We start from the raw sequence: 25,516 nt of genomic DNA, 5'->3' as shown, positions 1-25,516 counted from the left end.
TTTAAACTTTGTAACTATGAAAACCCTTAACGACTATAATTTCAAAAATAAAAAAGCATTAATTAGAGTAGATTTTAATGTGCCTTTAAATGATGATTTTGAAGTTACAGACACAACTAGAATAGAAGCTGCAAAAGACACAATTATTAAAGTCTTAGAAGATGGTGGTTCTGCTGTTTTAATGTCACACTTAGGGCGTCCTAAAGGAGAGCAAGAAGAATATTCTTTAAAACACATCTGTTCTAAAGTTTCTGAAATTTTAGGTGTGCAAACAAAATTTGCTTCTAATTGTGTAGGACCAGTTGCAGAAGATGCAGTATCTAGGTTAGAAAACGGTGAAGTATTACTACTGGAAAACCTTAGATACCATGAAGAAGAAAAGAAAGGCGATCAGAAATTTGCAAAGCAGCTGTCTAAATTAGGTGATGTTTATATAAATGATGCTTTTGGTACAGCACATCGAGCTCACGCCTCAACAACAGTAGTAGCAAATTATTTTGAAGACAAATGTGTAGGTTACCTTTTACAAAAAGAAATAGAGAGCTTAAACAAAGTTCTTAATAACTCTACCAAACCAGTTACAGCTATCCTTGGAGGTGCAAAAGTATCCACTAAGATTACTGTTATAGAAAATATTTTAGACAAGATAGATCATCTTATTATAGGTGGCGGAATGACATTTACTTTCATTAAAGCCAAAGGTGGTAAAATAGGAAGTTCTTTAGTTGAAGAGGACAAACTAGACCTTGCTCTAGAAATTATTGAAAAAGCTGAAGAAAAAAACGTGCAAATTCACCTTCCTTCTGATGCGATTGTTGCAGACAGTTTTTCTGAATTTGCAAATACAAATATTGAAGCTGTAGATAACATAAGTGATGGTTGGATGGGCTTAGATGTTGGCCCAAAAACTCTTGAGGAGTTTAAAGGCGTAGTATTACAATCTAAAACTATTTTATGGAATGGTCCATTAGGTGTTTTTGAAATGGAGCCTTTTGCAAAAGGAACTATAGAGTTAGGTAATTATATAGAAGAAGCCACAGAAAAAGGAGCGTTCTCTTTAGTTGGTGGTGGTGATAGTGTTGCTGCCGTTAAGCAATTTGGTTTTGAGAACAAAGTAAGTTATGTATCTACTGGTGGTGGTGCAATGTTGGAAATGCTAGAAGGAAAAAAATTACCAGGAATTGCAGCGTTGGAAGATTAAAGAATAATTTTCCTATTTTATCGTTTGCTCACAAAGCCCATTTATGTTTAGATATATCTTTATTACGCTCCTAATAGGAGCAACAAGTGTTAGTGCTCAAGACAGTATTAAAAAACCACGTAAGATTATTCAGGATTCAACAGGAATAACAATGTATAAAAGCATTGATACTACAGTTGTAGACACAAAAAACCCAGAGTTTAAACGTACCATTCCTGCTGCATTAGTAAGACTTGAAAATAAAGAACCTTTACAGGATATTAAAGAAGCCATACGTGTAGATTCATTGTGGATGGCAGAGCTTTCCAACGAAGATATTTTCGAAGAGCTTCACGCAAAATTAGACAGTTTACCATATAACGAGACAGTAATTTTTGATTTACCAACAGACACTCTTAAAGCACGTTTAGCAAAACTTAACGCTAAAACGCCTTTTAATATTGAATATAATCCATCTTTAGAGAACGTCATAAAATCGTACTTAAAACGAAATAAAGAAAGTTACGAACGCCTTATGGCTATTAGTGAATATTACTTTCCTATGTTCGAACAAATGTTAGACAAGTATGACATACCTCTGGAAATGAAATATTTGGCTATTGTGGAGTCTGCTCTTAATCCACGAGCTAAATCTCGCGTAGGAGCAACTGGCTTATGGCAATTTATGTTCTCTACCGGTAAAATGTATGACTTAGATGTGAGTTCTTATGTAGATGAACGTATGGATCCTATCATGGCTACAGAAGCAGCTTGTAAATACCTTTCTAAGCTTTATGATATTTTTGAAGATTGGGATTTGGCACTAGCAGCCTACAACTCAGGTCCAGGTAATGTAAATAAAGCAGTAAGACGTAGTGGCGGTTATAAAAATTATTGGAATTTAAGACCATTTCTTCCACGAGAAACAGCAGGTTATGTGCCTGCATTCCTAGCTTCCATGTATATTTTTGAATATGCTGAAGAACACGGCTTTCAACCTAAAAGGCCTGAGATTCCATACTTTAAAACAGATACAATTCATATAAAAGATATGATCACTTTTGATCAAATTTCAGAAGTAACGCAATTAGACTCTGGAATGTTAGAGTTTTTAAACCCAAGCTATAAACTAGGGATAATACCTAAGATAGAAGACGAAGCTTACTATTTAAGATTGCCAACAGAGCAAGCAGGAATATTTGTAACTCATGAAAATGCAGTATATGCATATGCTAAAACAGAGTTAGAAAAAAGAGAGAAGCCGCTACCTAATTTAGTTGAAGCTAATGATAAGGTTAGGTATCGTGTAAGATCTGGAGATGTTTTAGGAAAAATTGCAGAACGCTACGGCGTTAGTGTAAGCAGTATAAAACGCTGGAACAGGTTACGTAGTAATAATATAAGAATAGGACAACGCCTAACCATTTATCCAAGAAAGCCTGTGGCAGCAACCAGAAATAGTGCTAGTAGCTCAAAACCTATAACAGGAAAAGTATATACAGTTAAGTCTGGCGACTCACTTTGGAGCATTGCGAATAAAATTCCTGGTGTTTCAGTTTCAAATCTTAAAAATTGGAACGATATTAGCAGTAATTCCTTGAAACCAGGAATGCGACTAAAACTATCTAAAGGTTAGGCGCGTTCGCAAAACCAACATCATGAAAAAATTTGTACTACTGTTAAGTGTTCTAGCAACAGTGTTTACCTCTTGTGAAGACGAAAAGGTTATACTCACAACCTCTTCAGGAAACATTAATAACCTTTCTGTTATTGTAGAAAATGATTTGTGGAAAGGTGAAGTTGGAGATGCCATAAGAACAAACCTTGCAGCAACCGTTGAAGGTTTACCACAAGAAGAGCCTTTATTTAACATGAATCAAATTCCACCAAAGGCATTTAGCGGTTTTGTGACAAAAAACAGAACCTACCTAAAAGTTGAAAAATCTGATTCCATAGCTTTAAAAATTGTAAGAAATCAATTTGCTAGGCCACAAACGGGTGTCATTGCTAAAGGGCCAGATGCGGCTTCAATTGCTAAATTAATTAATGAAAGAGGAGCAGATATAGTTGCAGTGTTTAAACAAACAGAAATAAAAGAGAAGCAACGCAGGATTAACAAATCCTTAAAGGCAGATGATGTTATTAAGAAGAAATTAGGTGTTTCTTTAAAATTTCCAACGGCATACAGATATGCTAAAGAAGACGATAAGTTTTTCTGGCTTCGTAAAGATCTTAAAAATGGAGGTATGAATATTATGATATATGAAATACCTATGCAAAAGATAAATGCAGATACAAATGTTATCTCTAGTATAATTAAAATGAGAGACAGTATTGGTCAAGCACATATTCCTGGACCTGTAGACGGCAGCTATATGATTACTGAGGCTGCATACGCACCATACCTTTTCGAAAGTGAAATAGATGGTAGGTTTGCTTATGAAACAAAAGGAACATGGGAAGTTAAAAATGCATTTATGGCAGGACCTTTTCTTAACTATACTATTGAAGATAAGGCAAATAATAGGTATATTGTACTAGAAGGTTTTACCTTTGCACCATCGGCTCCTAAACGAGATCATATGTTTGAGTTAGAGGCCATATTAAAATCAGCCAAAATAGGATTTTAAAAACCACCAAAGATTATGAAACATATATTACTAGTAGTATCTATTTGTTTCTTCTCTCTTACATACTCCCAAAACCAAGCAGAGTTAGAAAAAGTAGCTTATTCTGAATACCTACAATCAGATAAAGAACTTAAAAGTCTCTTTAATTCTATTTTAAAGGGTCACAATGAAAATCCTGAATTTTCAAAACGCTTAAAGCAATCTCAAGAACTATGGTTAGGGTTTAGAAATTTTGAGTTAGAATCAAGATTTCCAAATTCTGAAGTAAACAGATCTTCAAATAACAACTATGGGATCTGTGAATCCATGTTTTTAACTGAATTTACATTAGATAGGATTAAGTATTTTAATACCTGGTTTAATGACACAACAACAGAGCCTTGTAATTAAGCTAAAGCTCTATGTATTCTACTCGAAGCTATATAGCTCGCCATGATTCCAAGAGACATAATTGTCACAAAAACAATCAATATGTTTTTTATGGTAAGACTTACGGGATATGGTAAGCTAGGAGTAATCATGATCATATTAAACTGTAGTTGGGCATAAATAATTAATACACCTACAAAGAGCCCTAAAACGCCTCCTAAAAGCGTCATTAACGTTCCTTGTAACAAGAAGACCTTCTTTATCTGAGAAACGCTTGCACCTACATTATATAGTGTTTTAATGTTATCCTGCTTATCAAGAATAACCATAATAATAGAGCCTATCACATTAAACAAGGCGATAATTAACACTAATGTAAAAATGAGGTATACAGCAAGGTTTTCTGTATTGAGCATTTTATAAAGCTTATCATTAAGCTGTATTCTATTTTTAATATTTATAGGCTTATCAAATAAATTATTTAGAGATGCTCTTACATCATCTTCTTTAGCTGTGGGACTTAGTTTTATTTCGAGAGCAGAAAATTCATTTGCATCTAATTCCAGAAGTTCTTGAGCAAATGCCAAGCTTGAAAAAACATACTTATTATCTAGTTCCTCATTAATGCTATAAATGTCAGAAACCACACTTTGCTTAGCATTAAAAGCATCTGTGGGATTTGTAATTTGTCCTTTTCCTGGCTTTGGCACCATTAATCTTAATGTGCTACCATAATCATATGTTCCAAGAGATAGTGATTGCGAAATACCATTACCAAGCACAACATGGCTAGGTTTATCACTTAGCCAAGTGCCATAAAATAAAGAACTATCAATAGCATTTACACTTTTAAAACGCTCATCGACACCTTTAATAAAAGCCATCTGGTTTTTTTCTCTAAAATCTAAAAAGACACGTTCTTCTATCACTTTAGAGTATGCTACTATTCCTTCAACTTCAGAAATTTTTTCTTGCAAAAGGCTATCTACAACTATTGTTTTGCCTTGTTCTGGAAGTAGTTTTAAATCTGGATCAAACTCATTAGTAAATGAAAGGCTAAAATCTTTAAGCCCAGAAAACCCTGATAGCACAATAAATAACGCTAAAGCACCGGCAAAAACACCAATAGTAGCTATTAATGAGATAATATTTATAGCATTGTTTTTACTTTTTGTAAATAAATACCGCTTAGCGATGTAATAGGAAAAATTCAATTACCTGCTTTCTTGCGTTTATCTAATAAATCTCTGTTTTCAATTGGGTTTTCTTTACCTTTTACAGCATCTTCTATTCCTGCGATATAATCTAAAGAATCATCGTTAAAAAACTCTAGGTTAGGCATTCTGCGTAATTGGTTCTTTGTTTTAAGCGCTATTTGATGCTTAATTTGATATTTCAACTTATTTATTTCAGCAATTACTGTTTCTGCTTTATCTGAAGGAAATATACTTAAATAGGCTTTTGCCTGAGACAAGTCTGTAGTTACCTTTGCTTGAGTCACAGAAATAATGATTCCTTGAGTGCCAGCTTCGCGTAAAGCACTTTGCAAAACATCTGCCAAATCACGCTGCAATACGCCTGCTATTTTCTTTTGTCTGTTTGTTTCCATAGTGCAAAAATACGATATTTAGCGCATTAAGTTAGATTTACAACGTGTAAACCAATCACAATTAAAATTGAATTATGTTAACTAAAATAGAACATATAGGCATAGCTGTAAGCAACCTAGAAGAAGCTAATAAAACATATGAAACATTATTAGGTGTTGCTCCTTACAAAGCAGAAGATGTAGAAAGTGAAGGTGTAACTACTAGCTTCTTTAAAGTTGGAGACAGTAAGATAGAACTTTTGGGCGCAACGCATGAGGATAGTGCCATTGCTAAGTTTATAGCAAAGCGTGGTGAAGGCATTCATCATATAGCATATGCTGTCGAGGATATTGAAAAAGAAATGAAGCGACTAAAAAATGAAGGGTTTAAATTATTAAATGAAACTCCTAAAAAAGGCGCAGATAATAAGCTTATTGCGTTTCTGCACCCTAAATCTTCTAACGGTGTTTTAGTAGAATTATGTCAAGATATTAAGAAATGATACATTTAGCTTGCCTGAAATTTATCAAAGTGTTATTTTTGCGCTCTATTTTGGCAAACACTTGTCAAAAGGTCCCATAGCTCAGTTGGTTAGAGCACCTGACTCATAATCAGGTGGTCCTTGGTTCGAGCCCAAGTGGGACCACAGAAACTAAAGCCGTTATCATTTGATAGCGGCTTTTTTTTGTTTTTAATGTATACCAATCGGTTAATGTAAAGTTAACAAGAGATATAAAAAGTTTTCGTTTTACATTTTTGTCTTAGTTTTAACTTCATGAAAATTAAATCTAAACTACTAATAGTAGGTGCAATACTTGCGCTAATAGCCTTAACAACAATGCAAGGCTATTTAATTTTCAATACGTATGACTTAAGAAAGAAAAGCTATGCTGTGGAGTCTAGAACTAAAATAGGCAGTATAGTAAAAACACCATATGTAGATTCGCTTTCCTGGAATTATAGAATGGAATTTGTAGAAAAAATTCCAGAATATAAAAACGGAATAATAACTAAAGACTCCTTACTAAACAGTTTGGAAAAGTTTTCCAGCTTAAAAAACGATACGTTTTTAGACTACTTTAAAAAAGGAGCAGAGTATTACAACTTAGATGATAATATTCAGTTTAAAAAAATTGCTACCTCTATTCAGCTGTCCGAAAACGGTGAAACAGAAGATCTTTTAATAGATGGAAAAGATGAACCTATTTTCTTATTAGGCACAAATTTTCCCACAGATGAAGGCTTAATTATTAATGCCTGGAACTGGACTTTTGATAAAGACTATACTAATACGCTTAATCAAGAATCTACTGTGGATATAAAGTATAGAGCAACAATTTATATGAAGATCCTAAATTGGGATACTATCATATTTAAGAGATTATTATTACTGTTTTTTGTTGCGTTTTTGCTCTTTCTCTTTATCATTCTTTTAGTAACATATTCTATAAGAAACCTCTTAAAGTTAAAGCGTATATCAGACATAAAAACAGACTTTATAAATAATATCACTCATGAGCTTAAAACACCTTTAGCAACGCTATCTATTGCTACAAAAACGCTAACTAACAAGTTTGCAAAAGACAATAAAGACATAGCAAAAGACTCTATAGATACCATTAATAGGCAAAATAAAAGACTCCAAAACCTTATAGACCAAGTAGTAGACAATAGCGTTGGTTATAATGATATAAACCTTAATAAAGAGCAGGTAAACCTCTCAAGCTTTCTTAAAGATTTAAGTGAAGACTATGCATTAACACTGCCAAAGCATATTCAATTTATAAAATCTATTTCAGATGTTTCAGAAGAGGTAAGTGTAGATCAATTTTACTTTAGCACAGCAATTGTCAACATATTAAACAATGCAGTAAAATTTGAAGGAAGCGTTATAAAAATAACGTATCAAATTGAAAATTTTGAACATATTATTTCTATTTCAGACAATGGAATAGGAATTTCTAAAAAAAATAAAACACTTATCTTTGGTAAGTTCTTTAGGGTAAGTGAGAAAAACACACACAATTTTAAGGGTCTAGGTTTAGGCCTTTATTATTGCAAACAAATTATAAATGCTCATAAAGGAACGTTGGATGTTAAAAGTCGGAAAAATGAAGGCTCTACATTCTTTATAAAACTTCCTTTAAGCAATGGAAAAAAGAATCTTATTAGCAGATGATGATATAGATTTTGGCACGACTCTAAAACAGTATTTAGAACTTAATAAGTTTGAAGTATTTTGGGCTAAAGATGGTGTTGAAGCTTTCGATTTGTTAAAAATGCACTCTTTTGACATTTGTATTGTAGATGTAATGATGCCAAAGCTTGATGGCTTTAGTCTTTCCAAGAAAATTTCCAAGAAATTTCCAGCAACACCTTTTTTATTCTTAACAGCACGAAAAAACAAACCAGACCGTATTAAAGGGTTAAGTATTGGTGCAGACGATTATATTTCTAAACCCTTTGAGGTAGAGGAGCTTATCTTAAGAATAAATAATATTATTAAAAGAACAAAGCAGCAGCAAACAATTAATATCGAAGAAGAGGTCTTTGAAACCTTACAAATAGGAAAATACTTGCTTGATGTAAAAAATCTTTCGTTAACTATTGAAAACCATACTTTTAAGATTACCGAAAAAGAAGCACAGTTAATTGTTTATCTCTATAAAAATAAAAATAGCCTTATACCACGAGATGATATTTTAGACAATGTTTGGGGGCAAAGTAACTTCTTTTCTGGCCGAAGTATGGATGTCTTTATTTCAAGAGTTAGAAAACACTTTAAAGATGATAAGAATATTAGTATTAACAGTGTAAGAGGTGTTGGTTTAGAGTTTGTAATTAAAGATCAATAAAAAAAGCTCTCATAATTGAGAGCCTTTTTTAATTATAGTTGTTAATCTATCTTACTACTGCTTTATTACTTTTTTCATAATACGTTTTCCGTCTTGGTCTTTTAACTCTACAAAGTATATACCTGCATTTAGGTTTGTAATATTAATAGTTTCAAGCGATTCACGTTTAGAAAACACTTTTTTACCATTAATAGTATAAATGGTAATAGAGGATATATGCTCTCCAGTTATATGTAACGCGTTTTTTACAGGGTTAGGATATATGCTAACGTCACTTAAACTATTTTCTGAAGTGCTTAACACTGGATTTGTGTCGTAGCTAAAGTTATCAATAAATAAATTGTCAAAAGTAGAAGCAGCAACATACCTAAAAGCAATATATTGATCTGTACCGGTATAGTCTTCAAAGGTTACAATCTTCTGTTCCCAAGCATCATCAGTTAAATCTGCATCTGTAAAAATCTGATATGGTGTAAAGGTTGTGGCATCATTTTTATTAGTCATTGTACCAACTTCTAAAGCACCCATATCATTATCATAAACATAAAAACTAATTTGTTTTGTGGCATCTAAACCTAATAGTTGAGGACTAATTAATAATAAATCAGTATCTGTGGAATTTCCGCTATAAAGTCTTGCGCTTAAGCTACCATCTTGTGCTTGTGTACTACTATACGTTATTGTAGGACTTGTAGAAAAAGGAGTAATTAAACTAGACCAACAAGGCTCAATAGGTGTATTGCTCTCAAAGCCCTCAAAACTGTGTGTAAAGTTATCAGACTCACCTACACAAAGTGTTGTAAAAGTTATGGGAGCAGACCAATCACTATAACCATCTGTATCACAATTTGCCCTAACATATATTTCATAGCTAGTATTAGCATCTAACATACTAAAATCTGAATTTGAAGTATTACTCATCGTGCTTTGTCCAGAAACAGGAATTCCAGTATTTAATGGTTGTACAATATACTCCCATTGTGTTTGGTCTCCAATAAACTCCCAACTCACGCTTACAGAAGAAGCTGTAACATTATTCGCTGTAACATTAAACACTTCTGTACAATCTGGTTGCTCTGTAATTGTAACATCATCTAAATATAGAGCAACACTAGCAGCATCTCCAGCTTCATGCTTTAATACAACATAGTCATTATCATTAAAAGGTAAGTTTACAAAATACTGTACATTTTCTCCAGAAGTACCTCCAGTTAATACAGGTACTGCTGTAATTTCCTCAAAGGTATTAGCGTCTAAAGGATCACTCATTGTACCAACAATCAAGTTAATATCTGTATTAACATTTGTTTTTCTTGCATAATATTCCAATCTATGATTACCATCATTAGCAATTGTACTTTGTGGCAGTATTAATAAGATATTGGCATTAGGATCATTACCAGTATTCATTATTAAAGAATTACTACCTGAGTTTGCATAACTGGCAAAACTGCTTACTTGCACTAACGGAGAACCTGTTGAAGTCATGTTCTTAGACCAACAAAAAGGAAAATCTGCATTACTATAGCTTTCAAACGTTTCTGTAAAACCATTGTTTAACGGAGCGCAATCTGTTCTCAAATCATATGGACCAAACCAACTACTATATCCTGAGCCATCACTTCCCGCAGCATCACAATTAGCTCTTATAAACACTCTGTAAGGACTGTTTGGTAAAATAGAGCCTCCATCAGAATCTGTTGTAATAGGAGTTGTAAGTGTGTTCACTACAATAGGCGTCTCTAGGTCTGGATTAAAATTTAAGTCTGTTTGCACAACAACCAATTCCCATTGAGTTTGTGGTTGTATATCTGCCTCCAGTGTAAGGTTAAATGAAGTGTCTGTAATTTCACTAGCTTCCAAGTTTAATACCTCAAAACAGCTTGGTTGCGATGTAATCACAATATCATCTAGACTAACAATCTTATTAAACGTAGATGTTGTTTCTATGTTAAATGCTAAATAATCTGCGTTAATATTTTCAGGTATGTTTACATAGTATAAAGTATAATTATTGTTATTGTTTGATGAGCTGTTTAGTGTAAATGAAGACAGCGCTTCAAATGTTGTTTCGCTATTGGGGTCTGTCATAAGACCTACATTTAAAGTAGTTTCACCACTTGTGGTAGAATTAACTTTTGCAGCAAACTCAATTCTTTTCGTACCATCTGCTATAGTTAGACTTTGTGGTGAAATAACAAATAACTCATCATCTTCATTAATTTGAATTTCATAATAATTATCTGGAGAATAGGATTGAGACGCGCTTGAATTTACTTTGTAAGATGCCTCTGTACCTGTAGATGTTGAAATTACAGACCAACAATATGGGATAGCTAATTCATCTGGTAAACTTTCAAAAGATTCAGAAAAATCGTTTACAGTTTCACAACCAGTTCTAAAATTTATTGGGCCAATCCAATCACTTGTATCATCTGTATCACAACTTGATCTTACAAAAAACTCATAGGCTGTATTGCTAGTTAAACCTTGTGGGTTAATTGTGGAAGAAGAAGCTTCAACTGGTGTTGCAGCATCTGGGTTTCCTAAGCCTGCAAATTGGATAACATAGTCCCAGTTAGTTACAGGAGATTCCCAGCTTATAGTAACTGCTGTAGGCTCTATGGTGCCAATGGCAATGTTACTTGGAGGAAAACAAGTTATCTCATTAAAATCTATTTCTATATTTGGTCTATAATAATCTCTTGTACCGCTTGGAGGAGATATTGGGTCTGGGTTTGTAAAGTTATTCCCATAGTGTAAAACTCTACCATTTGCTTCAGAGAAACCTAGGTTATGTGTAATAAAATCATTGCTATCACTATCGTCTTGATTCTCATCTACAATTATAACAAGGTTAGAAGTGTTACTGTAGTTAAAAGGTGTGTCTAGTATTATTGAAACCTCATTACCATAAACCTCATATGTTCCAGAAAAAACTTCAGTAAGACTACTAAACGGAAGCCAATCATCATTGGATGAAAAGACATCTTCAGTTTTTTCTGCCATATAAACGGTAATGTCATTTGAGTTTTCTAAGACACCATCTGTATAATATGTAATTTTGGAAATTGTCCCAGCAACATTAATTTCAGATTGCAAATATATACTTTGTGAGTACGAGTAATTATCATCTGCATCTATAGGGGTTTCTTGAAAAGTACTAGTAGAGATTCCACCTAATGTAATGTCATTAATTGAAACTACTTGAGCATTTATCTTTAAGGTTGCAGCAACAAGAATTAAAATGATGTAAATGTTTTTCATGATATCTAAATGTTTAATCTGAATATTAATTTTTAGTGATGTAAACTTATCTACTTATTTGATTTTAAAAAAGTTCACTTCGGTTAACGATAAGTTAACGGTTAAAAAACACCTACTTTATAACTTGTTTTTTTTGATTTTTGTTACACTTAAAAACCACTTATTATGACTAGATATATACTTTTAATTGCTTCGCTAGTATTGGCTTGCAACCTAAGTGCACAATCTGACGAAGCAAATGGAGCAGTTGCTACAGAGTTATCTGCAACTTACGAATGCGAAAATTCAGAAATCTCAAACTTTCAAGGCTTTACAAAGTCTGCAGAGTTTAACTGTGTAGATTATGATTTTTGGGTAGATTCTTGGTACACATTTACACCAACTGAAACTAAGATGTATGCTATTGAAATAGAGTCTTTAAACTCTAACAATCAAAATGTACGCATTGGTATTTTTACAGGCACACCAGGAAATCTTACAAGCCAAACAGGATGCGCTACAAGATATTACAGTGCAGTCTTAAATAGTGGCCAAACATACTACATTAACGCACGTGGTGCATCTGAAACAACACAATACCGTATGTGTGTTTATCCATTTCCAGACTCACCAGATAATAATGATACAGCAAATGCAGAAGAGATATTAGAATCTACCATAGATATGTGTGAGAACAGTGTCGTTGGGTACACTGCAAACGCAAGCACCTCTGGAGAGTCTTATTGTACAAACTCTAATCCGGATGTTTGGTATACATTTACACCAACAGAAAGCGCAGAGTATACATTTTCTGCATCTTTAGTAAATGGTGCAGCGCCTTTATCTATTAGTCTTTATAATGGAACTCCAGGATTTTTAAATCCGCTGTCAGAAGAATTTCCTTCACAGACCAACCAATGTGAAGATATTGTATTGGGAGATTTAGAAGCAAATGAAACCTATTATATAAATGTGACATCTGCATTATCTTCACAAGCAATTTATTTTGATTTGTGTGTTTACAAATCTCCTGCACCACCATCTAATGATGATTGTACTAACCCAATAGCATTAAATGTTGGACAAAGTTTTGAAGATAGCTTTATAGTAGCTACAAACACTTCAGCAACAATAAATCCAGGCAACTCAAACTTTCCTAGTTGTGGTACTTTAGATTTTTCTACACGAGGAAGAGATATTTGGTTTACAGTGGTAGTACCAGAATCTGGTAGCTTTACTATAGAAACTAGGGTTGAGCCTGACGAAACAAACCTTTATGATACTGCAATCGAAACCTATACAGGATCTTGCGGTACAGACACTTTAGAGCCTTATTATTATAATTTACCACCACCAAATACCACAACAGCTTATTGTAATGATCAATTTGTAATAGGAGGTAACCAATTTGCAGGAATTTTATTTACAGATAAAACACCAGGTGAAACGGTAATAGTAAGAGTTTGGGGATGGTCTCAACAATTTGGTAAATTTAGAATCGCTGCTTATGATTCTTCTACGCTAAGTACAGATGAAGTTGAATCAAATGAATTAGAAGTTTACCCAAATCCTATTAAAAATGAAGTTAACATCTCCTATAGTAATATAATTGATGAAGTTGTAATTTATGATATTAGAGGTAAGGAAGTCTTAAAGAATAAGGTGAACAATAATTATATTAACCTAAATACTAACAGCTTAGAATCTGGTTTATATATTATAAAAGTTAAATCGGAAGACAACGTACACACTTATAAAATTGTTAAGAACTAGTTTATAGTGTTTAAAATTAAACCTTTAAGAAGCCACTATCTTTTGATAGTGGCTTTTTTATTTAGGACACTCTTAGCCGCATAATAACCACACATACCATGAACACCACCACCAGGTGGCGAAGATGCAGAGCAAATATAAATTGAATGATTAGGAGTGGAATAAGGGTTTAACCTTGCAACTGGTCTCGTAAATAATTGAGAAATATCTGAAACTCCGCCAGTAATTGCACCTCCTAAATAGTTAGGATTGTAATCCTGAAACCCTTTTGTTGAGGTTTTATGTCTGCTTAGTATAATATTCTTAAACCCTGGCGCAAAACGCTCTATTTGGCTTTCTATAGCAGCTGTCATATCTTTTGTAGATCCATTTGGTACGTGACAATAGGCATATCCTGTATGTTGCCCCTTTGGTGCTCTAGTTGCATCAAATTCACTTTGTTGACAAAGAATTAGAAATGGCTTTTCAGAATGTCTGCCTTCCCACATGTCTTTTTCACTTTTTGCAATCTCATTAAAAGTACCACCAACATGAACTGTTGATGCTTTTAAGCAATTAGGATCTTTCCAAGGAATAGATTCAGACAAAGCCCAGTCTACTTTAAAAATTCCAGGACCGTATTTATAGTTATGAAGACGGTTTAGGTAAGATTTTGGCAACTCAGCTTTACAAATAGCAGCAAGCTGCTTAGGGTCTGTGTCAAACAAATAAGCTTTAGCTATTGGTAGTTGCTCAAAATTAGTAATACGAGTATTGGTTGTAATAGTACCTCCTAAGCTTACAAAATAACCTGAAAGTGCCTTTGCTAAATTTTGTGAGCCTCCTTTTACTATTGGCCAATTGGTAACATGGCCTTGTATTACAAACATCATAGCAAAAGCTGAGGTTAACATTTTATCAAATGGTAAAATACTATGACCGGCACATCCCGCAAACAATGCCTTAGCTTGTTCATCTTTAAAATAAGAGTTTACAAAAGATACTGCAGAGCGCGCACCTTTTAAACCAAATTTAGAAAGTAAAATAGGATTATTGGGAATTTGTAATGGTGCCATTGTATCTTTAAACAGAGCGTCTGATGCACCTACAAACTCCTCAAATAAAGACACCCAGCGATTAGAGTCCTGCCCCAATTGTGTAGAAGTGTCTTTAATAGATTTTTTTAAAAGAATAGCAGGAGCATTGTCTAATGGATGTGCAACAGAAACCTCCGGATGTATCCATTCTAAACCAAACTTCTCTAAAGGTAATGTTTTAAAAAACGGTGATATAAACCCTGAAGGGTGCACGGCAGAACAAACATCGTGATGAAAACCAGGTAAGGTAAGCTCTGCAGTTCTTGTGCCACCACCAACCTCTTTATGAGCTTCTAAAATAAGTACGCGTTTACCTTCTTGAGATAGTGCAATTCCGGCAGCCAGTCCATTTGGTCCAGATCCTATAATTACAGCGTCATATGCGCTCATAGTTTTTAATGTGTTATAGAGATGTGTCTATTATATCTTGAACAACTTCAGGATTTAGCAAGGTACTAATGTCTCCAAGGTTTTCAGAATCTTTACTAGCAATTTTTCTTAAAATACGGCGCATAATTTTCCCTGAACGGGTTTTAGGAAGCCCTTTTGTAAATTGAATCTTATCTAACTTGGCTATTGGACCTATATATTCGGTGATTAATTGATTTATTTCTGACCTAAGATTATTGTGATCTCTTCCTTCTCCAGTTTCCTTTAGAGTAATAAACCCATACAGTGCATTTCCTTTAATATCGTGAGGGAAACCTACTATAGCACTTTCAGCTACAGCTGGGTGTTCATTAATAGCATCTTCAATAGGTGCAGTACCCATATTATGCCCGGAAACAATTACAACATCATCAACGCGTCCTGTAATTCTATAATATCCAGTTTCATCTCTTAATGCACCGTCACCTGTAAAATACATACCTTTAAATGCTGAAAAATAGGTGTCCTTATACCGTTTATGGTTTCCATATATAGTACGAGCTATACCAGGCCAAGGATATTTTATGCACAAACGGCCATCTACTTGGTTGCCTTTAATTTCATCTCCATTTTCGTCCATTAACGCTAACTGTACTCCAGGCAAAGGTAATGTTGCATATGTAGGTTTTGTTGCTGTAACATACGGAATAGGAGATATCATTATACCACCAGTTTCTGTTTGAAACCACGAATCTGCAACAGGGCTGCGTTTTTTTCCTACATTAACATTATACCAATGCCAAGCCTCTTCATTAATTGGTTCTCCAACAGTACCTAATACTTTTAAGGAAGACAGGTCGTGACTTTCAATAAATTTAAGGTTTTCTTTTGCCAAAGCACGAATTGCTGTTGGCGCAGTATAAAACTGATTTACTCTATGCTTTTCTACAATTTCCCAAAACCTTCCAAAATCTGGGTAGCTAGGGACACCTTCAAACATTAAGGAAGTGGCACCATTGGCTAAAGGACCGTAAATTATATAACTGTGTCCTGTAATCCAGCCAATATCTGCTGTACACCAATACACATCATTTTCTTCATATCTAAACACATTTTTAAATGTATAGGCGCTATATACCATATAACCTCCACAAGTGTGTACCATTCCTTTTGGCGTACCTGTAGATCCAGATGTATACAAAACAAATAATGGATCTTCTGCATCCATTATTTCTGCAGGACAATTTGCACTAGCCTCTTTCAACAGTGGTTCTATCCAGAAATCTCTGTTAGGTGTCATTGAGACCTCAGAATTAATACGTTTAACCACCAATACGTTTTTAACGCCACTACATTGCTCTAATGCTTCATCTACAATTGCTTTTAAATCTATTGTTTTGTGGCCTCTATAAGATCCATCTGAGGTAATGACCATTTCACAGTCACAGTCGTTTATTCGAGTTGCTAAAGCTTTAGATGAAAACCCTGCAAAAACAACAGAGTGTATGGCGCCAATTCTTGCACAAGCCAATACAGATACGGTGAGCTCAGGTATCATAGGTAAATAAATACAAACGCGATCTCCTTTTTTAACCCCTTTTTGTTTTAAGACATTTGCAAGCTTACAAACACGCTCATACAACTCTTTGTAAGTAATATGTTGTGCCTTTTCTTCGGGATTGTTTGGCTCAAAAAGAAGTGCCGTTTTATTTGCTCTTGTGGTTAAGTGTCTGTCTAAGCAGTTTTCTGTAATATTTAATTGGGCACCCTCAAACCATTTAAACTCAGGTTTGCTAAAATCATAACTTAAAACGCGATCCCATTTTTTTCGCCATAAAAAATGTTCTTCGGCTATTTCACCCCAAAACAGCTCGGGATCTCTAACAGATTTTCTATATACTTGATAATACTCTTCAATATGTTTTATGCTGTAATGGCTCATTGTTAGCTATTTTCATTCTAAGATACAAAATTGTTTAAAGCTGTGTTTGAGGAAAAAAGAAGTTCTAACTTTAAATATTATGAAGAATTTACTTTCAACTATTAGAGACTGTAGCCTTTGTGCAGATAAGCTTCCTCTTGGCCCTAGACCAATTATTGAAGCTGCAAAACACTCTAAAATAGTTTTGATAAGCCAAGCTCCAGGTCGTAAAGTTCATGAAAGTGGTGTAGCGTGGAAAGACCAAAGCGGAAAGAAGCTTAGAGAGTGGCTTGGGGTTACGGAAGAGACTTTTTACAATACAGACAATTTTGCAATTTTACCAATGGGATTCTGCTATCCTGGTAAAGCTAAAACAGGAGATTTACCACCAATGAAAATATGTGCACCTACGTGGCACGACCAAGTGTGGAATGAGCTAAAACACGTTAAGCTTAAATTATTAATTGGTGCTTATGCTCAAAATTATTATTTACCAGATGATAAACGCAACTTAACAGAGAAGGTTAAAAACTACAATGACTATTTACCGGAGTATTTTGTAATCCCGCATCCTTCACCAGTTAATCGTTTTTGGAGAATGAAAAATCCTTGGTTTGAAAATACAGTTGTAACCAAGTTGCAGGAGCATGTAAACTCTATTCTTTGAGGCTAAAAGTTTTTTTAGTTACATTTATAAAAAACTAACTATGAGAACACTACTACTTTGCTTTATCTTATTAACTATAACTTCTTTGTCACAAGCACAAGCTGTTGCTAATCCAGCATCAGATTTAACTGCTTGTAGCGACACAGATTTTTCTCAGTTTGACCTTAGTGTAAATGATGCTCAAATAATAGGAGATCAAAATAATGTAACTGTATCGTATCATACCTCACAAACCGATGCAGATAATAAAATAAATCCATTAATTAGTCCTTTTACAAATACGACTAATCCGCAGACAATTTATGCGCGTGCAGAGGATACTACGGATAGTACTTATGATACTACAACCTTAATAATTAGTGTTGGACTTAATCCTGCAACTGCAGAGCCCATAGATCTTATATTAGAAGATGTCAATGAAGACGGTACAGAAAGTTTTGACCTTTCTGAAAACACTCCTATTGTTTTAAATGGCTTGTCTCCCTCAAACTATGATGTAGTATATTTTGAAACAGAAAGTGATGCCTTAGCAGATAACAATGCCATAGTAACACCAAATGCTTATAATAACTTATTTTCCCCACAAACAATATATATTAGAGTAACTAATTTTGAATTTGGATGTTTTACTATTGAAAATTTTGATTTGGTTTTAACTTTGCCAGATAGTGATAATGATGGGATAAGCGACTCTGATGAAGACTTAAATACTAATGGAGATTTAAATGATGACGATACAGATGAAGATGATATTCCTAATTATTTAGATGATGACGATGATGGCGATGGCGTAGATACATTAACAGAAATAACAGGTATTGGCGCAGGTTTACAATCGTTTGCGTTTATTGATACAGATGAAGATTTAATTGAAAACTACTTAGATGATGACGATGATGGTGATGGTGTTTTAACTATAGACGAAGATTATAATAACAATGGATCGCCTTTAGATGATGATACAGATAATAGTGGTGTTCCAGATTTTTTAGAATCGAACATTAGCCTTTCAATAGAAGATAATAAACTTAGCGAAGTTTCAGTTTTCCCAAACCCATCGTCAGGTATTTTTAACTTAAACGGCATTACCGTTGATACTATTAATGTAAAAGTTATAACCATTTATGGTAAAACCCTTAAAAGCTATACGTTTAATAAACATAGTACTTCTATTAATCTAAGCAATTTACCAAGTGCTTTATATTTTTTGCATTTAGAAGTTAATGGATATAAACGTGTTCAAAAGATTGTTATAAAATAACATCTTAAATAAAAAACCCTGTTAGATAATAAAGACTCTAACAGGGTTTTTTGTAATTGAAATAGTCATTTAGGAAAGGCTCCTAAATCTTATATTATTTCTGCATCGTGTTGTTATCACGCTTAACATCTGCCATAAGTTGACTTGGATCTATTTCTACTTTAGAAATTTCCTTATCCATTTTTAGCTCATATGTAGGCATTGCCCAAGGCCAATCTTCTTGAACATTTTCTGCATTTGGTTTTACCCAACGCATCATACGTAATGGAATGTGAACCATTTTAGTTGTGCCATCTGCAAATGTTACTTTAGCATCTATTGGCATTGGCATTAAACCTATACGCTCTAATGTAGCAGTGTTACCTTCAATGCTTTTTACTGTATAATCTATTGTATTTGTAGTTTGACCAAAGTCTATCAAATACCAACCTAATTCTGCTCCAGATACTTTCTCAGCAACGCGTATAAAATCGTTTGGTGTAGGGTGCTTAAACTTCCATTGGTTATAATATTCTTTTATAATTTCATCTTGAAGATCATTTCCTAATAAATACTCTAACTGTGCTAAAAATACAGCGCCTTTAGCATACGCAGTAATGCTGTAAGCTTGGTTTACATTATATCTGTCTGCGTGTGTAGTCATTGGTTGCTCTACACCAGAGTTTGCTAAATAGGTATAGCCTCTGTAAGAACCAGAATGTGGGTTTTCTTTATTTTCGCCCATAACTACATTCATAGCTTCAGAACTAATAAAGCTAGTAAAACCTTCATCCATCCACTCGTGTTGCGCTTCATTAGTTGCTAGTATAAACTGAAACCAGCTATGTGCCATCTCATGTGCTGTTACACCTACTAGGCTTCCAAACTTACGCTCTCCAGTAATTAAAGTACTCATACCATACTCCATACCGCCATCACCACCTTGTATTACCGAGTATTGTTCATAGGGGTAAGGTCCTATATTTTCATTGAAAAATTCTAGAATCTGCTCTGTTTTTGGCTGAAGGTTCTTCCAGTTTTCTTTAATACTGTCGTTGTCTTGATATAAGAAATGTAAAACAGTACCATCATTAGCAGTTACTTTATCATGAATATAGTCTGGATCTGCTGCCCACGTAAAATCATGAACCATAGGTGCTTTAAATTTCCAGGTAAGCTTTCCTTTTTTACCTTTCTTTCCTTTAGGGCCTTCATCGCCATAGTTATATCCTATATCTTCTGGGTTTTGAAGGTAACCTGTTCCTCCAATAATGTAATCTTTATCAATAGTAATGTTTACATTAAAGTCTCCCCAAACACCATGAAACTCACGTCCTATATAAGGATCTGCGTGCCAACCTTCAAAATCATATTCTGCCATCTTTGGGTACCATTGTGTCATAGATAGAGATACTCCTTCTGCATTGTTACGACCACTTCTTCTAATTTGCTGAGGTACTTGACCGTCAAATTCCATTTCAAAAGTAGCTTTGTCACCAGATTTTATAGGTGTTGCTAATTCAACTTCTAAAACAGTACCTACAGTTTTGTAAGTAACTTCTTTACCATCCTGTGTAAGAGATTTTACTTTAATGTAACCCATTTCAGATTCAGAAAGAGACATAATTCTACTCTTCTTATCTTCAGTAGTCATACGACCATCTGGATCTTGAATGTTTTGTAAACGAACATCCATTTCACTTCCTGGTTGAAATGCATTAAAATATAAGTGGTAAAATACACGGTTTAAATCATCTGGTGAATTATTAGTGTATTCTAATTTTTGGGTTCCTTTATATTGAAAGGTTTCAACATCCATATCAATATCCATATTGTAATCAACGTGTTGTTGCCAATATGAGGTGTTGTTTTGAGCGATAGCTGAAAGGCTTAAAAAGCAAATCAGTACTGATAAGTATTTTGTCATAGTTATAAAGTTTAGTGTTTAAAGGCTCTTACTGTAAACAATAAGAATAGTCTCTCTTATTTCTTACTTGCTAAAATTAAAGCATTGTAAAGGTTTACCATTTTACCTGAAGTAGATAAGCTTGTAAACGGTTTTGTATTGCTGGATTCACCACCAACTACAACAGTTTGTGTTGTGCTTAAACCACTTTCCATTAAAACTTGTTTTACTTCTGATGCTTTTAAGTTAGGAAAGTAAGAACGAACCATAGCAGCAACGCCAGCAGCTGCAGGCGCGGCCATAGATGTTCCTTGTAAGTACTCATACTCGTTTAATGGTGTTGTGGACCAAATTTTAGAACCTGGTGCAAATACATCTACATTGCTTTTTCCGTAATTTGAAAAAGACGATACCATTTCTGCTCCATATGTGTATGTTAATGAACCTACTGTTAAAAATGTATCAGATATTTCCTTTGGTTCTGTAGGTGTTTGATCGTTTGGATACACTCTTTTTTCATCTAGGTTTAAACCTTCATTTCCAGCGGCATTTACGATTAGAACATCTTTTTTAGCTGCATATTCTATAGCATCATTTACCCATTCTGGATGTGTAGAGAAATACTTTCCGAAACTTGTATTAATAACCTTAGCACCATTATCTACAGCATAGCGTATTGCATTTGCTATATCCTTGTCATACTCATCACCATCTGGCACTGCACGTATAACCATAATCTCAACATTTTGTGCAACACCGTTCATACCAACACCATTATTTCTAGATGCTGCAATAATACCAGCAACGTGTGTACCGTGTTTTGCATCTGCTTTTTTAGGGTCTGGACCATCTACATCATTATTACCGTAATAACGCGTTGACCAATCGTCTGGATTGTCTTTTAATATAGTTGCTCTAGCATTTAATTTTTGATTAAAATGTGAGTTTAATCGACCTGCAAAATAATCTACGCCTTCTTTTATACCTTCCATAAATTCTGGAATAGTTTGACCTTCTGCATATGTATACATTTGCGTAAGAAAACCTTTGTATTGCCCTAATTGCTCAGATGTTGTTGTCATTTCAGACAATTCTTTCTTGGTATAATCTTCTTTACCTATTTCTTTGCTTACTGCGGAATGTGCAGCTTTAAGCTGTTGGTAAATACCTTCGTACTGTTGTTTGTTTTGAATAGCTTCTCCGTATTCTTTATCATATTCTGCTTTAGCTTCAACATACTGGTTGTAAGCTTCTAAGTCTTCTCCAGAAAAATCTGAAGCAGATGCGTTTTCAAACTTTGAGTAGCCATCACGAAGAATTCTCACATATTCCATGTTTTCTTCAACAATATCACCTAGGAAATTCCATCCGTGAATATCATCTATGTAACCATTTTTATCATCATCAATTCCATTATTTGGAATTTCATCTGTATTGGTCCAGATTACATTTTTAAGGTCTTCATGTTCTATATCTACACCACTATCTATTACAGCAACAATAACGCTTTGTCCTTGTTTGTCTTTAATGATTTCTGTGTAGGCTTTTTCAACACTCATTCCTGGAATAGTATCGCTTACAATATCTGCGCCACCCCAACCTTTTAATTGTACCTCATTTAGGCTTGTTGTCTTTAGAGGTTGCTTATCTATGTTTTCTAATGGTGTAGAAACAATAGTAGGTACTGCACTTCCACAACCTGAAAGTATAATACTAGCTGTAATAGCGGCAGTTGCTACCGCAGGAAATTTTATAGTCATGTGTTTTAGTTATTTAAATAATTGATTAAATGTGTAAGTATCTTTAAGACGAACGCCTTTGTCTGTATGTTGCACGGTTATAATTTCATTATGAGCATCGTGTTCTAAAAATATGTAATGATTATGGTCTGCAGCTTCGTTTAAAAACTGTGCTTTTTCATCTAAGGTTAATAGCGGCCTTGTATCATAACCCATTACATAAGGTAGCGGTATGTGGCCGGCAGTTGGTAATAAATCTGCTGCAAATACAAGTGTTTTTCCTTTATAGTCTATCCTCGGAATCATTTGTTTTTCTGTGTGACCATCTGCAAAAAAGATTCCAAAATCTAACTCAGATGATGTTTGGAAAGAATCTTTAGTCGTTTTCTTGATAAAGTTAAGTTGTCCGCTATCTTGCATTGGCAAGATGTTCTCTTTTAAAAAAGATGCTTTTTCTCTTGCATTAGGGTTTACAGCCCAATTCCAATGGTTTTCATTGGTCCAAAATTTAGCGTTTTTAAAAGCAGGCAGATAACCGTTACCGTTAGGATTGTTTATTATACAACCACCACAGTGGTCAAAATGTAAATGTGTTAAGAAAACATCTGTTATATCATCTCTATGAAAGCCAGCTTTGGCCAGAGACGCATCTAAAGAATGGTCTCCCCACATATAGTAATATCCAAAGAATTTTTCACTTTGTTTGTCACCCATACCTGTGTCAATTAAAATAAGCCTGTCGCCATCTTCAATTAAAAGGCAGCGAGCCGCCATATCAATCATATTATTAGCGTCTGCAGGGTTAGTCCTTGTCCATAAACTTTTAGGAACAACGCCAAACATAGCGCCACCATCTAGTTTAAAATTTCCAGATTCAATAGGGTGTAATGTCATAGCTTGCAAATTACTAAATGCTATTCAAATTAAAACGAAGTTTAGAGGATTGTGCCTTGCATTTAACAGAATATTATATCCTTTTTTCGTGTCCTCATTATGTTTTGAGCTCAAAAGGTGTTATTTTCCCGAAAAAATACGTAAATGTTAGAATTAGCAGGTATCATCATTTTAGGAATATTGGCACAATGGGTTGCTTGGAAGTTTAAAATCCCAGCAATTTTGCCGCTTATTTTAATTGGGCTTTTAGTTGGTCCTTTAGCAACGTTATACACAGATGGCGGTGTTAAATTAATACAACCTATATGGAATGGTGAAAAAGGCTTATTTCCAGGAAAGAGCTTATTTTACTTTGTAAGTCTTGCCATTGGAATTATTTTATTTGAAGGTGGTCTTACTTTAAAGTTAAGTGAGATAAAAACTACGGGTTCTGTAATTACTAAGTTAATTTCAATTGGGGTTATTGTCACATTTTTTGGAGCAGCGTTAGCCGCACATTTTATCTTCTTTTTAAGCTGGCCAATATCATTCTTGTTTTCAGCTTTAATAATAGTAACTGGACCTACAGTAATTTCACCTATACTTAGAAACGTGCCACTAAAAAAAGATGTTTCTGCTATTTTAAAATGGGAAGGTATTTTAATAGATCCAATAGGTGCTTTATTTGCCGTTTTGGTATTTGAATTTATAAGCGTTGGAGCAGGTAGCGAGTTTACTATTACCGCTTTAGAAGAGTTTGGTAAAATTGTACTTTTTGGCTTTACGTTTGGTTTTACATTTGCTCATGCTTTAGCATTTGCAATAAAGAAAAATGTGATTCCTCATTACCTACTAAACGTATTTACACTTGCTATGGTATTAGCAGTGTTTGTACTTTCAGATTTGTTTGCACACGAAAGCGGATTACTTTCTGTAGTTGTTATGGGTATGGTTATGGGTAATATTAACCTTCCTAACATAAAGGAACTTTTATACTTTAAAGAATCTCTTTCTGTATTATTAATTTCAATACTATTTATTCTGCTTGCAGCTAATATTAATATAGATGATTTACTATTAGTCTTTAATTGGAATGCAGTAGTACTATTTGCAATTGTAGTATTACTAATTAGGCCTCTTGGCGTCTTTTTAAGCAGTATAAACTCAGGATTACAGCTTAATGAAAAACTATTTATAAGTTGGGTAGGACCACGTGGTATTGTTGCTGCAGGTATTGCTTCCTTATTTGGTTTACAACTAACACAAGAAGGAATTGAAGGCGCAGAGTACATTACGCCATTGGTATTTATGATAGTGTTAGGAACGGTATTATTAAATGCAACAACTGCAAGGATGTTTGCCAAACTAGTGGGTGTATTTTTGAAAAACTCAGAAGGCATTTTAATCATTGGCGCTTCAAAGGTTAGCCGCTTAATAGCTAGCTACCTTCATAAAAATGGGCGTCACGTTGTTTTGGTAGATAGTAACAACTTAAATATCAAAAAAGCAAAAGAATTAGGCTTAGAGGCAATGGAAGCTAGTGTTTATGCAGATGATTTAATAAGTAATATTGAGTTGAATGATGTAGGGTACTTAATGGCTCTAACAGGAAATGCAGAAATTAATAACTATGCGTTAGATAAATTTGAAGCTCAATTTGGTGAAAATGGATCATTTAGACTCATTAGCCCAGAAGAAATGAATAACCCTCAAAAAAACCCAAGACAAGGTTTATTCTCACATACAGATGATTATATAAAACTTACAGATGTTGCTAGAAAATATCCAGCAATACAAGAAATAGATATAGATACTAAAGAACAATTTGAAGGCCTTATAGAAATGACTAAATCTGAAAAAGATATGGTACCTCTATTTATAAAAAAGGCAGATGGACAAATAGATATACTAAGCTCATTTAGTAAAGATGTAAACGTTGAAAATTTTGAAGGACATAAATTAGTTTACCTAGGAAAACCAATAGATGTTGAGCAATTAGCAGACTCTACAACTGCTATGGAAGATGAAGATAACTCTATGTAATACTTATAAAAAATGCTTTAAAAAATATAGTTTAGTATAT

The 25,516-nt window shown here is 34.0% G+C and carries 19 protein-coding genes and 1 tRNA gene; 12 read left to right on the top strand and 8 right to left on the bottom strand.

The features are described 5' to 3' along the window. Positions 1 to 16 precede the first annotated feature (16 nt). From CA2559_RS03325 to CA2559_RS03310, 4 genes are read left to right on the top strand one after another with little or no spacing between them, the layout of a single operon-like run. Positions 17 to 1,201 (top strand): phosphoglycerate kinase, encoded by a 1,185-nt coding sequence (locus CA2559_RS03325; RefSeq protein ID WP_041241099.1) that lies wholly within the window; start codon positions 17 to 19, stop codon positions 1,199 to 1,201. A gap of 43 nt (positions 1,202 to 1,244) precedes the next feature. Further along, positions 1,245 to 2,816 carry a LysM peptidoglycan-binding domain-containing protein gene (locus tag CA2559_RS03320; protein WP_013186427.1) on the top strand — a complete coding sequence of 524 codons (1,572 nt, stop codon included), beginning with the start codon at positions 1,245 to 1,247 and terminating at the stop codon, positions 2,814 to 2,816. A gap of 22 nt (positions 2,817 to 2,838) precedes the next feature. Further along, positions 2,839 to 3,810 carry a DUF4837 family protein gene (locus tag CA2559_RS03315; RefSeq protein ID WP_013186426.1) on the top strand — a complete coding sequence of 324 codons (972 nt, stop codon included), beginning with the start codon at positions 2,839 to 2,841 and terminating at the stop codon, positions 3,808 to 3,810. 15 nt (positions 3,811 to 3,825) lie between these two features. Continuing rightward, complete coding sequence (locus CA2559_RS03310) at positions 3,826 to 4,200, top strand: lysozyme inhibitor LprI family protein (RefSeq protein ID WP_013186425.1); 375 nt, start codon at positions 3,826 to 3,828, stop codon at positions 4,198 to 4,200. Here the strand turns inward: CA2559_RS03310 and CA2559_RS03305 are convergent. Both CA2559_RS03305 and CA2559_RS03300 read right to left on the bottom strand, forming a co-directional pair. Further along, positions 4,197 to 5,393 carry an ABC transporter permease gene (locus CA2559_RS03305; protein WP_013186424.1) on the bottom strand — a complete coding sequence of 399 codons (1,197 nt, stop codon included), beginning with the start codon at positions 5,391 to 5,393 and terminating at the stop codon, positions 4,197 to 4,199. The genes CA2559_RS03310 and CA2559_RS03305 overlap by 4 nt on opposite strands. Next, positions 5,390 to 5,788, bottom strand: a complete 399-nt coding sequence (locus tag CA2559_RS03300; RefSeq protein ID WP_013186423.1) for a ribosome-binding factor A — start codon at positions 5,786 to 5,788, stop codon at positions 5,390 to 5,392. The genes CA2559_RS03305 and CA2559_RS03300 overlap by 4 nt, the downstream gene beginning before the upstream one ends. A gap of 74 nt (positions 5,789 to 5,862) precedes the next feature. Between CA2559_RS03300 and mce the strand changes: the two genes are divergently transcribed. From mce to CA2559_RS03280, 4 genes are all read left to right on the top strand, one after another. Next, entirely contained in the window at positions 5,863 to 6,270 is a 408-nt protein-coding gene (gene mce / locus CA2559_RS03295; protein ID WP_013186422.1) for a methylmalonyl-CoA epimerase, read from the top strand. A 70-nt stretch (positions 6,271 to 6,340) separates the two neighbouring features. Continuing rightward, positions 6,341 to 6,414, top strand: a tRNA-Ile gene (locus tag CA2559_RS03290). A gap of 129 nt (positions 6,415 to 6,543) precedes the next feature. Continuing rightward, positions 6,544 to 7,947, top strand: coding sequence for a sensor histidine kinase (locus tag CA2559_RS03285; RefSeq protein ID WP_013186421.1), 1,404 nt, complete (start codon positions 6,544 to 6,546; stop codon positions 7,945 to 7,947). After that, positions 7,919 to 8,623: a response regulator transcription factor gene (locus tag CA2559_RS03280; protein WP_013186420.1), complete on the top strand. Its 705-nt coding sequence runs from the start codon at positions 7,919 to 7,921 to the stop codon at positions 8,621 to 8,623. The genes CA2559_RS03285 and CA2559_RS03280 overlap by 29 nt, the downstream gene beginning before the upstream one ends. 54 nt (positions 8,624 to 8,677) lie before the next feature. Here the strand turns inward: CA2559_RS03280 and CA2559_RS03275 are convergent, their stop codons facing one another. Further along, on the bottom strand, positions 8,678 to 11,890 hold the full coding sequence (locus CA2559_RS03275) for a T9SS-dependent choice-of-anchor J family protein (protein ID WP_013186419.1): 3,213 nt from the start codon (positions 11,888 to 11,890) through the stop codon (positions 8,678 to 8,680). A gap of 165 nt (positions 11,891 to 12,055) precedes the next feature. Here CA2559_RS03275 and CA2559_RS03270 point away from each other — a divergent pair, with 165 nt between their 5' ends. Next, the gene (locus CA2559_RS03270; RefSeq protein WP_013186418.1) at positions 12,056 to 13,642 is read left to right on the top strand and encodes a T9SS type A sorting domain-containing protein; all 1,587 of its coding nucleotides are present in this window, start codon (positions 12,056 to 12,058) and stop codon (positions 13,640 to 13,642) included. Positions 13,643 to 13,677: 35 nt separating this feature from the next. Here the strand turns inward: CA2559_RS03270 and CA2559_RS03265 are convergent, their stop codons facing one another. Beyond that, positions 13,678 to 15,108: a phytoene desaturase family protein gene (locus tag CA2559_RS03265; protein WP_013186417.1), complete on the bottom strand. Its 1,431-nt coding sequence runs from the start codon at positions 15,106 to 15,108 to the stop codon at positions 13,678 to 13,680. Positions 15,109 to 15,121: 13 nt separating this feature from the next. Beyond that, entirely contained in the window at positions 15,122 to 17,029 is a 1,908-nt protein-coding gene (gene acs / locus CA2559_RS03260; protein ID WP_013186416.1) for an acetate--CoA ligase, read from the bottom strand. Positions 17,030 to 17,108: 79 nt separating this feature from the next. Between acs and CA2559_RS03255 the strand changes: the two genes are divergently transcribed. Together CA2559_RS03255 and CA2559_RS13525 are read left to right on the top strand one after the other, a co-directional pair. Then, positions 17,109 to 17,675: a uracil-DNA glycosylase family protein gene (locus CA2559_RS03255; protein WP_013186415.1), complete on the top strand. Its 567-nt coding sequence runs from the start codon at positions 17,109 to 17,111 to the stop codon at positions 17,673 to 17,675. A gap of 40 nt (positions 17,676 to 17,715) precedes the next feature. After that, positions 17,716 to 18,936, top strand: coding sequence for a T9SS type A sorting domain-containing protein (locus CA2559_RS13525; RefSeq protein ID WP_013186414.1), 1,221 nt, complete (start codon positions 17,716 to 17,718; stop codon positions 18,934 to 18,936). A gap of 94 nt (positions 18,937 to 19,030) precedes the next feature. Here the strand turns inward: CA2559_RS13525 and CA2559_RS03245 are convergent, their stop codons facing one another. From CA2559_RS03245 to CA2559_RS03235, 3 genes are read right to left on the bottom strand one after another with little or no spacing between them, the layout of a single operon-like run. Beyond that, positions 19,031 to 20,842: a M1 family metallopeptidase gene (locus CA2559_RS03245; RefSeq protein ID WP_013186413.1), complete on the bottom strand. Its 1,812-nt coding sequence runs from the start codon at positions 20,840 to 20,842 to the stop codon at positions 19,031 to 19,033. 56 nt (positions 20,843 to 20,898) lie between these two features. Beyond that, a complete protein-coding gene (locus CA2559_RS03240) occupies positions 20,899 to 22,581 on the bottom strand; it encodes a S8 family peptidase (RefSeq protein WP_013186412.1) in 1,683 nt (560 codons plus the stop codon). A 9-nt stretch (positions 22,582 to 22,590) separates the two neighbouring features. After that, positions 22,591 to 23,454, bottom strand: coding sequence for an MBL fold metallo-hydrolase (locus tag CA2559_RS03235; protein WP_013186411.1), 864 nt, complete (start codon positions 23,452 to 23,454; stop codon positions 22,591 to 22,593). A gap of 144 nt (positions 23,455 to 23,598) precedes the next feature. On the opposite strand from CA2559_RS03235, the gene CA2559_RS03230 reads away from it, so the two are divergent. Further along, positions 23,599 to 25,476, top strand: a complete 1,878-nt coding sequence (locus CA2559_RS03230) for a cation:proton antiporter (protein ID WP_013186410.1) — start codon at positions 23,599 to 23,601, stop codon at positions 25,474 to 25,476. Positions 25,477 to 25,516: the final 40 nt, after the last annotated feature.

Origin of the sequence: Croceibacter atlanticus HTCC2559 (assembly GCF_000196315.1) — a bacterium.
GTDB classification, from domain to species: domain Bacteria; phylum Bacteroidota; class Bacteroidia; order Flavobacteriales; family Flavobacteriaceae; genus Croceibacter; species Croceibacter atlanticus.
The sequence above is the reverse complement of the archived record's forward strand: the minus strand, read 5'-3'. Positions and strand labels throughout refer to the sequence as shown.